Raw genomic sequence first — 11469 nt, forward strand, 5'->3', positions numbered from 1 at the left:
CACCCCGAAGCCGGGGGCGGCCCCGCTGCCCCGGATGATCGGCGCGCAGGCCGCGCTCGAGACGAAGATGCTGCTCCGCAACGGAGAACAGCTCCTCCTCACGGTGATCATCCCGACACTCCTGCTGGCCCTTTTCAGCTCGGTCGACATCGTCGACACCGGCAAGGGCAAGTCGGTCGACTTCCTGGCCCCCGGCATCCTGGCGCTCGCCGTGATGTCGACGGCCTTCACCGGGCAGGCGATCGCCACCGGCTTCGAACGGCGCTACGGGGTCCTGAAGCGGCTCGCCGCCTCCCCGCTGCCCCGCTGGGGCCTGATGACCGCGAAGACGGCGTCCGTGCTGGTGACGGAGGTCCTCCAGGTCGTCCTGCTGACAGTGATCGCCTTCTCGCTGGGCTGGTCGCCGCACGGCAACCCACTGGCCGTCCTGCTCCTGCTGATCCTGGGCACGGCCGCCTTCTCGGGCCTGGGCCTGCTGATGGCCGGCACGCTCAAGGCGGAGGCGACGCTCGCCGCCGCGAACCTGGTCTTCCTGCTGCTCCTGGTGGGCGGCGGGGTGATCGTCCCGATGGACAAGTTCCCCGCGGGCGCCCAGAACGTGCTCGGCCTGCTGCCCATCTCGGCGCTCTCGGACGGGCTGCGGGACGTGCTCCAGCACGGGGCGGGCATGCCGTGGGGCGACCTCGGGATCCTGGCCGTGTGGGCGGTCGTGGGCCTGGGAGCGGCGGGCAGGTTCTTCCGCTGGGAGTGACTCCCGGGCTGAGGTGGCGATTTGCGTAGGTGCGGGGGCCTCGTGAAGGCGTGCACAAGCGGCGGCCTACGATGGGGCCCGTGCCAAACGTGACCCGAGCCGACGCCGTAGCCTTCGCGCGCAACCCGCTCGCCCTCATCGCCGAACGCTGGACCCCGACCTCCCGGACGGTGCAACGAGCGGCCCTCGCCGCGCTCGTCATGTCGGTGGTCATCGTGGTCACCGGCGGCGCCGTCCGGCTGACCGGCTCGGGCCTCGGCTGCCCGACCTGGCCCAAGTGCACCGACGACTCGCTCACCACGACGAGCGCGATGGGCTTCCACGGAGTCATCGAGTTCACCAACCGGATGCTGACCTACGTGCTGTGCGCCGCGGTCGGCTGGGCGATCATCGCCGCGCGCTCCGAGAAGCCGTGGCGGCGTGACCTCACCCGGCTCGGCTGGGCGCAGTTCTGGATCGTCATGAGCAACGCGATCCTCGGCGGCGTCGTCGTCCTGGTCGGCCTCAACCCCTACACGGTCGCCGCGCACTTCCTGCTCTCCACGGCGCTCATCACGGTGGCCACGGTGATGTGGCAGCGCACCCGCGAGGGCTCCGCCGAGCCGCGCCCGCTGGTCGGCAAGGCGGTGCAGCAGCTCGTGTGGTGCCTGGTCGCCGCCGCCATCCTGCTGATCGCGGTGGGCACGGTGGTCACCGGCGCGGGTCCGCACGCGGGCGACTCCAGCGAGGTCGAACGCATGGCCGTGAACTGGGAGAGCGTCGCCAAGCTGCACGCCGTGCTGGCCTGGATCGTGGTCACGCTGACCTTCGCCCTGTGGTTCGTCCTCAAGGCCGTCGACGCCCCCAAGGGCCCGCTCGACCGCACCCGCGACCTGTTCCTGATCCTGCTCGGTCAGGGCGTCATCGGCTACGTCCAGTACTTCACGGACCTCCCCGAGGCCCTGGTCGGCCTCCACATGTTCGGCTCCTGCCTGGTGTGGATCGGCGTGCTGCGGGTCCTGCTGTCGCTGCGCGAACGCCCTGAGAACGCGGCGGAGCTGCCGGGGCCGGCCGCGGAATCGGCGCTCACGCGCGCGTAGGCCGGTTGTAGCAGGGAATCCGGCACCGGCTCACTCCACTCCGTACACCCGCCGCGCGTTCCCCGCCGCGATCAGTCCCGCCACCCGCTGCGCGTCCATCAGCGACCAGGCGCCCTCGGCGACCCAGGCGCCCAGCACCCGGGCGAGCGCCTCGCGGAACAGGCGGGCGCCGACGACGTGCAGTTCGGGCAGGCCGTGTGCCCCGCTGGAGAACAGGAGCTTGCCGAAGGGGGCCAGCTCCAGGATCTCGGAGAGGACGGCCGCCGCCCGGGCTCCCGTACGCACCAGGGCCGCACCCAGGTCTGCGTAGACGTGCGGGAAGACCCCGGCGAGGTGCGCCGCGTGACGGTGGTACGGGTAGCCGTGCAGGAGGACGAGATCCGTGCCGAGCCCCGCCGTGGCACGGGCGAAGTCGGTGAGCAGGACGGGGTCGGTGCGGTCGATGCGCAGACCGGGTTCGCCCAGGCCAGCGTGGAGCTGGAGAGGCAGGCCCGAGGCGACCGCGATCCACAGTAAGTGCCGCAGCAGGACCGGGTCGCTCAGCGTCCCGCCCACCCGGCGGCCCGCCAGCCAGCGGCCCGCCGCGCCCCGCACCTCTCCGGGTCCCGGCGGCTCGGGTGCGAGCGCCAGACCGTGCCGTCCCCCCGCGACCGACGTGAAGGCGACAGCGTTCGCGGCGGCTCCGTGGACGGACTCGGCGAGATTGGCGAGGAAGGACTCGACGGTGCCCGAGGTGTCCGCGACCTGTTCCGCCAACAGCTCCAGGCGGACGATCTCATGGGCGTGGGCCGCGCCGGTCGAGGCCATCTCGCCCGGTCCCGTCAGGTCCCCGGGCAGCCCCGTGTCGACGAGATACGTCGTGATGCCGCTACCACGCAGGAGTCTGCGCCCCGACTCCAGGACGCCGAGTTCGCGACGCCTGGCCAGATAGCGGGCAGGCGGACAGTGCGGTTCCAGGCCGAGCAGGGGCGGGCACCAACGGCGTACCGCGAAGCCGGTCTGGGTGTCGAAGAAGGTGGTGCCGGGGGCCGGGGGGCCCTCGGTTCTGGCGAGGTGGGCCTCGAAGGTGCCGAGGCCCAGCTCCGTCCTCAGTACGCCGTGGCAGTACTGGTCCACCAGGGACGGCGTTTCGATCATCCGGACTCCCCGCGACTGGACCGTTGCGTTCTTCAGGTCCTAACGGGTGAGGCGGGCGTCAGGTGTTGGTGAAGCGCAAGCCGTACAACAGCTGACGGATATCAGCCGGCGGATATCAGATGACGGATATCAACTATCAGGTGACAGATAACAGATACTGTCAGCCGTTACTCGGCGCCCCAAGCTGGATCCCTGCCATCCTCTTCCACTCGTACGGCCCCGTCCTGACCTTCGCCGCGAACTCACCGTCGAACGCCTCGTGAACAGTGATCCCGGCCTTCTTCACGGCCTCTTCGGCAATCGTGTAGGTCGGCGCCACCACGTCCCCCCAGGCACCGTCCGCACCGACGAGGACGATCCGGGCGCCGCGCTGTCCGATGTACTCGACGTGCCCCTCGGTCCCGCCGTGCTCCTTGGCGAAGGCGTTGATCCGCTGGGCGAGCTTGGCCGCCTTGCGCTCGGCCTTGACGTCCTGGGCGGCGCCGGTGGTCTCGTCAACCTGCTGCGTGTCTGCCATGGCCAGGATGCTACCGACGGGTAGATCAAACGGCGACGGGCGGGGTACGTGGCTTAGCCCACGTACCCCGCCCGTCAAGGAGCAGGGAGCCGTCCTAGCGCAGGAAGGGGTCCACCGCGACCGCCACGAACAGGAGCGACACATAGGTGATGGACCAGTGGAACAGCCGCATCTCCTTGAGCTTCCCGCCGGTCACCTCGGCCTTGGCGCGGTTCTGCAGACCGTGCGCCTCCCACAGCCAGAACCCGCCCGCGCCGAGCGCGACCAGCGTGTAGAACCAGCCCGTGTAGCCGAGCGGGGTGAGCAGCAGCGAGACCGCGACCATCACCCAGCTGTAGATGACGATCTGGCGGGCGACCACCTTGTTGGAGGCGACGACCGGGAGCATCGGCACGCCCACGCGCGCGTAGTCGTCCTTCACCTTCATGGACAGCGGCCAGTAGTGCGGCGGCGTCCAGAAGAACATGACGAGGAAGAGGATGACCGGCGCCCACGACATGGAGTTGGTGACGGACGACCAGCCGATGAGCACCGGAAGGCAGCCGGCGATGCCGCCCCAGACAATGTTCTGGGAGGTGCGCCGCTTGAGGATCATCGTGTAAACGACGACGTAGAAAAGGAGCGCTCCGAGTGACAGCCAGGCGGACAGCCAGTTGACGGTCAGTCCGAACAGCAGGGTCGAGACGACCGCCAGCGTGATCCCGAAGGCGAGGCACTCGCGTGGACTGACCATGCCGGTGACCAGCGGGCGCTGCGAGGTGCGCTCCATCAGAGCGTCGATGTCGCGGTCGATGTACATGTTCAGCGCGTTGGCGCCGCCCGCCGACAGAAAACCTCCGAGGCAGGTGAGCAGGACCAGCTTGAGGTCGGGTACACCCTGCTGGGCCAGGAACATCACCGGAACGGTGGTGATCAGCAACAGTTCGATGATTCGCGGCTTGGTCAGCGCCACGAACGCCTTGACACGGGCCCCGAACGGCCGGTGGCTTGGGCTGCTGCTCGTCCCGAGCACCCCCGCTGGACGGGATTCGACGGCCGTCACGCACACCCCTGACAGAGACATCCCAGCAAGCCCCGGGTGTGAACTCCCCGTAAAGGCTCGCGCGTACCACGCCACTGTAGACGTTGCCTATACCTCGGCCTTCGCGGGGGTGGGGTCGTGTTGGGAGCGGCCGCACCAGCGAGGGAAGAGAGCCTGCACAACGGGCGTGACGGAGCTCGATTGAGCACTCTTACGAGCGGCTCCGTATTCAGTTGCCGAACACGGATCGGACCAGTCGGGAGGCGGATCCCGGAGAGTCCCGGCAGTCTGGAATGACTCGAAAAAACGCGCGTACCTACGGGGGTAGGCTCGACAACGGCCGGTGGGCGCCCAGTGCACCGGCATTCGACATGCGTGACATGTGGAGAGGAGCCCTGACCCAGGGTGAGCACCAAGCCGACCACCACAGACCTCGAGTGGACCGAGTTGGACCAGCGGGCCGTCGACACCGCCCGCGTCCTGGCCGCCGATGCCGTACAGAAGGTCGGAAACGGCCATCCCGGTACGGCCATGAGTCTGGCGCCTGCCGCGTACACCCTCTTTCAGAAGGTGATGCGGCACGACCCGGCGGATCCCGACTGGACCGGACGTGACCGCTTCGTGCTGTCCGCGGGCCACTCGTCCCTGACCCTCTACACGCAGCTCTACCTGGCCGGGTTCGGCCTGGAGCTGGATGATCTGGAGTCCTTCCGGACGTGGGGCTCCCGTACTCCGGGCCACCCGGAGTACGGACACACTCCGGGTGTGGAGACGACGACCGGCCCGCTCGGGCAGGGTGTCGCGAACGCGGTGGGCATGGCGATGGCCGCCCGCTACGAGCGCGGTCTGTTCGACCCGGACACGGCGCAGGGCGAGTCCCCCTTCGACCACTTCATCTACGCGATCGCCGGTGACGGCTGCCTGCAGGAGGGCATCTCGCACGAGGCGTCCTCCCTGGCCGGTCACCAGAAGCTCGGCAACCTGGTCCTGCTGTGGGACGACAACCACATCTCGATCGAGGGCGACACCGAGACGGCGGTCTCCGAGGAGACCGTCAAGCGGTACGAGGCGTACGGCTGGCACGTGCAGCGCGTCGCTCCGAAGCCGGACGGCGACATCGACCCGCACGCCGTCTACAACGCCATCGAGGCCGCGAAGAAGGTGACGGACAAGCCGTCGTTCATCGCGATGCGCTCGATCATCGCCTGGCCCGCTCCGCACGCGCAGAACACCGAGGCCGCGCACGGCTCGGCGCTCGGCGAGGACGAGGTCGCGGCCACCAAGCGCGTCCTGGGCTTCGACCCGGAGAAGTCCTTCGATGTCGCCGCCGAGGTTCTCGCGCACACCCGCCAGGCTCTCGACCGCGGTCGTGAGGCGAAGGCCGAGTGGGAGAAGGGCTTCCAGGAGTGGCGCACCGCTCAGCCCGAGCGTGCCGCCGAGTTCGACCGGATCGCCGCGTGCGAGCTGCCGGCCGGCTGGGAGGAGAAGCTCCCGGCGTTCGAGGCGGGCAAGGGTGTCGCCACCCGTGCCGCGTCCGGCAAGGTGCTGCAGGCTCTCGGTGCGGTCATCCCCGAGCTGTGGGGCGGCTCCGCCGACCTCGCGGGCTCGAACAACACGACGATCGACCCGAACTCCTCGTTCCTGCCGGCCGACAACCCGCTGCCGGAGGCCGACCCGTACGGCCGCACGATCCACTTCGGCATCCGCGAGCACTCCATGGCCGCGGAGATGAACGGCATCACGCTGCACGGCAACACCCGTGTCTACGGCGGCACCTTCCTGGTGTTCTCCGACTACATGCGCAACGCCGTGCGTCTGTCCGCGCTGATGCACCTGCCGGTGACGTACGTGTGGACGCACGACTCCATCGGTCTCGGTGAGGACGGCCCGACCCACCAGCCGGTCGAGCACCTGGCCTCGCTGCGTGCCATCCCCGGCCTCAACGTCGTCCGTCCCGCGGACGCCAACGAGACCGCGATCGCCTGGCGCGAGATCCTGAGGCGCTACACGAAGGTCTTCGGCAAGGGCGCTCCGCACGGCCTCGCGCTGACCCGTCAGGGCGTGCCGACGTACGAGGCCGACGAGAACACGGTCAAGGGCGGTTACGTCCGCTTCGAGGCCGAGGGCGGCGAGCCGGAGGTCATCCTCATCGCCACCGGTTCCGAGGTGCACGTGGCGGTGGAGGCGCGCGAGCAGCTCCAGGCCGCGGGCGTCCCGACGCGGGTCGTGTCCATGCCGTGCGTGGAGTGGTTCGAGGAGCAGGACCAGGGGTACCGGGACAGCGTCCTGCCGCCGTCGGTGAAGGCGCGCGTCTCGATCGAGGCCGGTATCGGTCTGACCTGGCACCGGTTCGTCGGGGACGCGGGACGCATTGTTTCGCTGGAGCACTTCGGTGCTTCGGCCGACGGCAAGGTCCTCTTCCGTGAATTCGGCTTCACTGCCGAGAACGTCGCCGACGCCGCCCGGGAATCGATCGCCGCAGCCCAGCGCTGACGCTGATATACGACACGTAGGAGATGCAATTTCCATGACAGACGCACTCAAGCGCCTCTCCGAGGAAGGCGTCGCGATCTGGCTGGACGACCTGTCGCGCAAGCGGATCACGTCCGGCAACCTCGCCGAACTGATCGACCAGCAGCACGTCGTGGGCGTCACCACCAACCCGTCGATCTTCCAGAAGGCGATCAGCAGCGGCGACGGCTACGAGCAGCAGCTCACCGATCTCGCCGCCCGCAAGGTCACCGTCGACGAGGCCATCCGCATGATCACGACGGCGGACGTCCGTGACGCCGCCGACATCCTGCGCCCGGTCTTCGACGCGACGCAGGGCCAGGACGGCCGGGTCTCCATCGAGGTCGACCCGCGCCTGGCCCACAACACCGCGGCGACCATCGCCGAGGCCAAGCAGCTGGCCTGGCTGGTGGACCGCCCGAACACGCTCATCAAGATCCCGGCGACGAAGGCGGGCCTGCCCGCGATCACCGAGGTCATCGGCAGGGGCATCAGCGTCAACGTCACGCTGATCTTCTCGCTGGAGCGCTACCGCGAGGTCATGGACGCCTACCTGGCGGGTCTGGAGAAGGCGAAGGCCGCGGGCCTGGACCTTTCCAAGATCCACTCGGTGGCGTCCTTCTTCGTGTCCCGCGTGGACACCGAGATCGACAAGCGGCTCGACGCCCTGGGCACCCCCGAGGCCAAGGCAGCCCGCGGCAAGGCGGCTCTCGCCAACGCCCGGCTCGCCTACGAGGCGTACGAGGAGGTCTTCTCCTCCGACCGCTGGGCCGCCCTCGACAAGGCGCAGGCCAACAAGCAGCGCCCGCTGTGGGCGTCGACCGGCGTCAAGGACCCGGCGTACAAGGACACCCTGTACGTCGACGATCTGGTGGCGCCGAACACGGTGAACACCATGCCGGAGGCCACCCTGCAGGCCACCGAGGACCACGGCGACATCACCGGCAACACCATCGCCGGTACGTACGAGCAGTCCCGCGCCGAACTCGACGCGGTCGAGAAGCTCGGGATCTCGTACGACGACGTGGTCCAGCTCCTGGAGGACGAGGGCGTCGAGAAGTTCGCGGCGTCCTGGAACGACCTGCTCAAGTCCACAGAGGCGGAGCTCAAGCGCCTCGCCCCTTCGGAGGGCTGAAACCTTGTCAAGCAGCAACCCGCTGCGTGACCCCGCAGACCGACGGCTCCCGCGTATCGCGGGGCCGTCGGGCCTGGTCATCTTCGGCGTCACGGGCGATTTGTCACGTAAAAAGCTGATGCCCGCCGTGTACGACCTCGCCAACCGCGGGCTGCTGCCGCCGGGCTTCTCGCTCGTCGGCTTCGCCCGCCGCGAGTGGAAGAACGAGGACTTCGCCCAGGAGGTCCACGACGCCGTCAAGGAACACGCCCGTACGGAGTTCCGCGAGGAGGTCTGGCAGCAGCTCATCCAGGGGATGCGCTTCGTCCAGGGCACCTTCGACGACGACGACTCGTTCGAGCGGCTGCGCGCCACGATCGACGAGCTGGACAAGGCACAGGGCACGGGCGGCAACTTCGCCTTCTACCTCTCCGTGCCGCCGTCCGCCTTCCCGGTGGTCATCCAGCAGCTGAAGAAGCACCACCTGGCGGACCAGTCGAACGGCTCCTGGCGGCGCGCGGTCATCGAGAAGCCCTTCGGCCACGACCTGAAGTCGGCCGAGGAGCTCAACGCGATCGTGCACGAGGTCTTCTCCTCGGACCAGGTCTTCCGCATCGACCACTACCTCGGCAAGGAAACCGTCCAGAACATTCTGGCGCTCCGCTTCGCCAACACGATGTTCGAGCCGATCTGGAACCGGTCCTTCGTCGACCACATCCAGATCACCATGGCCGAGGACATCGGCATCGGCGGCCGTGCCGGCTACTACGACGGCATCGGCGCCGCCCGGGACGTCATCCAGAACCACCTCCTGCAGCTGATGGCCCTGACCGCCATGGAGGAGCCCGCCTCCTTCGACGCGGACGCCCTCGCCGCCGAGAAGACCAAGGTCCTCGGCGCGGTCCGGATCCCCCGGGACCTGGGCCGCGACACCGTCCGCGGGCAGTACGCGGCCGGCTGGCAGGGCGGCGAGAAGGCCGTCGGCTATCTCCAGGAAGACGGCATCGACCCCAAGTCGAAGACCGACACCTATGCCGCGATCAAGGTCGAGGTGGACAACCGCCGCTGGGCGGGCGTCCCCTTCTACCTGCGTACCGGCAAGCGTCTGGGCCGCCGCGTCACCGAGATCGCCGTGGTCTTCCAGCGCGCCCCGCACTCCCCCTTCGACCACACGGCGACGGAGGAACTGGGCCAGAACGCGATCGTCATCCGCGTCCAGCCCGACGAGGGCATCACGGTCCGCTTCGGCTCCAAGGTGCCCGGCACCTCGATGGAGATCCGGGACGTCTCCATGGACTTCGCCTACGGCGAGTCCTTCACGGAGTCGAGCCCGGAGGCGTACGAGCGCCTGATCCTGGACGTCCTGCTGGGCGACTCGAACCTCTTCCCGCGCACCGAGGAGGTCGAGCTGTCCTGGAAGATCCTCGACCCGATCGAGCAGTACTGGGACAAGCACGGCAAGCCCGCGCAGTACCCCTCGGGCACGTGGGGCCCCGTCGAGGCCGACGAAATGCTCGAGCGAGACGGACGGAGCTGGCGTCGCCCATGAAGATAGACCTCACGGACACCACGGCCAGCAAGATCAACAAGGCGCTGGTGCAGGGGCGCCGCGCCATCGGCACCCCCGCCGTCGGCATGGTGCTCACCCTCGTCATCGTCACCGACGAGGAGAACGCCTACGACGCCCTGAAGGCCGCCAACGAGGCCTCCCGCGAGCACCCCTCGCGCACCCTCGTGGTCATCAAGCGCGTCTCCCGCTCGCCCCGCGACCGCACGAAGTCGCGCCTCGACGCCGAGGTGCGGGTCGGCGCGGACGCGGGCACCGGCGAGACGGTCGTGCTGCGGCTGTACGGCGAGGTCGCCGACCACGCCGACTCGGTCGTCCTGCCGCTGCTGCTGCCGGACGCGCCGGTCGTCGTCTGGTGGCCGGTGAGCGCGCCGCTCGACCCGGCCAACGACCCGCTCGGAAAGCTGGCCCAGCGCCGCGTCACCGACACCTACGCCGCCGAGGCGCCCGTACGCGAGCTCAACGCTCGTGCCGACGCCTACACCCCCGGGGACACCGACCTCTCCTGGACCCGCATCACGCCCTGGCGCTCGATGCTGGCCGCCGCCCTCGACCAGGTCATCTGTGACGTGAACGCGGTCGAGGTGGAGGGCGAGGAGTTCAACCCGAGCGTGGAGCTGCTCGCCATGTGGCTCGCGGACCGGCTGGACGTCCCCGTCAAGCGGTCCAAGTCCTCCGGCCCCGGCCTCACCGCCGTCCGTATGGAAACGAGCTGCGGCCCGATCACGCTGGACCGCGCCGACGGCACCCTGGCGACCCTCTCCATCGAGGGCCAGCCCGACCGTGCGGTGGCGCTCAAGCGCCGCGACACCTCGGAGCTGATCGCGGAGGAGCTGCGCCGGCTCGACCCGGACGACACCTACGCGTCGGCGCTGCGGTACGGAGTGGACCGGCTGAACGGGGCGGCGGCCGACGCCGTCGGGGAGGAGCCGGCCACGGCGAAGGCGGCCGCCAAGACCGCCGCCGCCAAGGCGCCCGCGAAGAAGGCCCCTGCGAAGGCCCCTGCGAAGAAGGCGGCCGCCAAGTGAACACTCCGCAGCTCGTCGTGCACCGCGACAAGGAGCTGATGGCCCAGGCCGCCGCGGCCCGGCTGATCACCAAGGTCGTGGACGCGCAGGCCTCGCGCGGCTACGCCTCGGTGGTCCTCACCGGCGGGCGCAACGGCAACGGGCTCCTCGCGGCGCTCGCGGCCGCGCCCGCCCGGGACGCCGTCGACTGGGGCCGTATCGACCTGTGGTGGGGTGACGAGCGGTTCCTGCCCGAGGGCGATCCGGACCGCAACGACACCCAGGCCCGTGCGGCGCTGCTGGACTCGGTGCCGGTGGACCCCGCGCGGGTGCATCCGATGCCCGCGTCCGACGGTCCCTACGGTGCCGACGTGGACGCGGCGGCGGAGGCGTACGCGGCCGAGCTCGCGAAGTCCGCGGGCCCCGAGAACCACGGTTCCGTGCCCTCGTTCGACGTCCTGATGCTGGGCGTCGGCCCGGACACCCACGTGGCCTCGCTCTTCCCGGAGCTGCCCGCGGTCCGTGAGACGGAGCGGACGGTGGTGGGCGTGCACGGCGCCCCCAAGCCCCCGCCGACCCGGGTCACGCTCACCCTGCCCGCGATCCGCTCCGCCCGTGAGGTCTGGTTGCTGGCGGCCGGCGAGGACAAGGCGCAGGCCGCGGCGATCGCCCTCTCGGGCGCGGGCGAGGTGCAGGCCCCGGCGGCCGGAGCCCACGGCCGCTCCCGCACCCTGTGGCTCCTGGACGCGGCAGCGGCCACCCCGC

At 69.8% G+C, this 11469-nt stretch carries 10 protein-coding genes; 7 read left to right on the plus strand and 3 right to left on the minus strand.

Annotated elements, in window-relative coordinates; genetic code table 11:
- Positions 1-34: 34 nt before the first annotated feature.
- Both ABZ656_RS22710 and ABZ656_RS22715 read left to right on the plus strand, forming a co-directional pair.
- A complete protein-coding gene (locus ABZ656_RS22710; protein WP_360270094.1) occupies positions 35-751 on the plus strand; it encodes an ABC transporter permease in 717 nt (238 codons plus the stop codon).
- Between the two features lie 71 nt (positions 752-822).
- The gene (locus ABZ656_RS22715; protein WP_101405816.1) at positions 823-1830 is read left to right on the plus strand and encodes a COX15/CtaA family protein; all 1008 of its coding nucleotides are present in this window, start codon (positions 823-825) and stop codon (positions 1828-1830) included.
- Positions 1831-1860: 30 nt separating this feature from the next.
- Here ABZ656_RS22715 and ABZ656_RS22720 read toward each other — a convergent pair whose 3' ends face one another.
- From ABZ656_RS22720 to ABZ656_RS22730, 3 genes are all read right to left on the minus strand, one after another.
- Positions 1861-2967, minus strand: a complete 1107-nt coding sequence (locus ABZ656_RS22720) for an amidohydrolase family protein (protein WP_360270084.1) — start codon at positions 2965-2967, stop codon at positions 1861-1863.
- A gap of 160 nt (positions 2968-3127) precedes the next feature.
- Positions 3128-3484: a hypothetical protein gene (locus tag ABZ656_RS22725; protein WP_101405814.1), complete on the minus strand. Its 357-nt coding sequence runs from the start codon at positions 3482-3484 to the stop codon at positions 3128-3130.
- A 94-nt stretch (positions 3485-3578) separates the two neighbouring features.
- Positions 3579-4532, minus strand: coding sequence for a heme o synthase (locus ABZ656_RS22730; protein ID WP_168500946.1), 954 nt, complete (start codon positions 4530-4532; stop codon positions 3579-3581).
- A 378-nt stretch (positions 4533-4910) separates the two neighbouring features.
- Between ABZ656_RS22730 and tkt the strand changes: the two genes are divergently transcribed.
- The 5 genes from tkt to pgl form a co-directional block, all read left to right on the plus strand.
- Positions 4911-6998 (plus strand): transketolase, encoded by a 2088-nt coding sequence (gene tkt / locus ABZ656_RS22735; protein WP_101405812.1) that lies wholly within the window; start codon positions 4911-4913, stop codon positions 6996-6998.
- Between the two features lie 34 nt (positions 6999-7032).
- Complete coding sequence (gene tal / locus ABZ656_RS22740; RefSeq protein ID WP_101405811.1) at positions 7033-8151, plus strand: transaldolase; 1119 nt, start codon at positions 7033-7035, stop codon at positions 8149-8151.
- Between the two features lie 4 nt (positions 8152-8155).
- The gene (zwf, locus tag ABZ656_RS22745) at positions 8156-9679 is read left to right on the plus strand and encodes a glucose-6-phosphate dehydrogenase (RefSeq protein ID WP_101405810.1); all 1524 of its coding nucleotides are present in this window, start codon (positions 8156-8158) and stop codon (positions 9677-9679) included.
- The gene (gene opcA / locus ABZ656_RS22750; protein ID WP_360270088.1) at positions 9676-10725 is read left to right on the plus strand and encodes a glucose-6-phosphate dehydrogenase assembly protein OpcA; all 1050 of its coding nucleotides are present in this window, start codon (positions 9676-9678) and stop codon (positions 10723-10725) included. Before zwf ends, opcA begins: the two co-directional genes overlap by 4 nt.
- The coding region (gene pgl, locus ABZ656_RS22755; RefSeq protein WP_360270090.1) for a 6-phosphogluconolactonase at positions 10722-11469 on the plus strand (748 nt) is incomplete at its 3' end. The genes opcA and pgl, both read left to right, overlap by 4 nt.

Source organism: Streptomyces sp. NPDC007095 (genome assembly GCF_040634475.1).
Classification (GTDB): Bacteria; Actinomycetota; Actinomycetes; order Streptomycetales; family Streptomycetaceae; genus Streptomyces.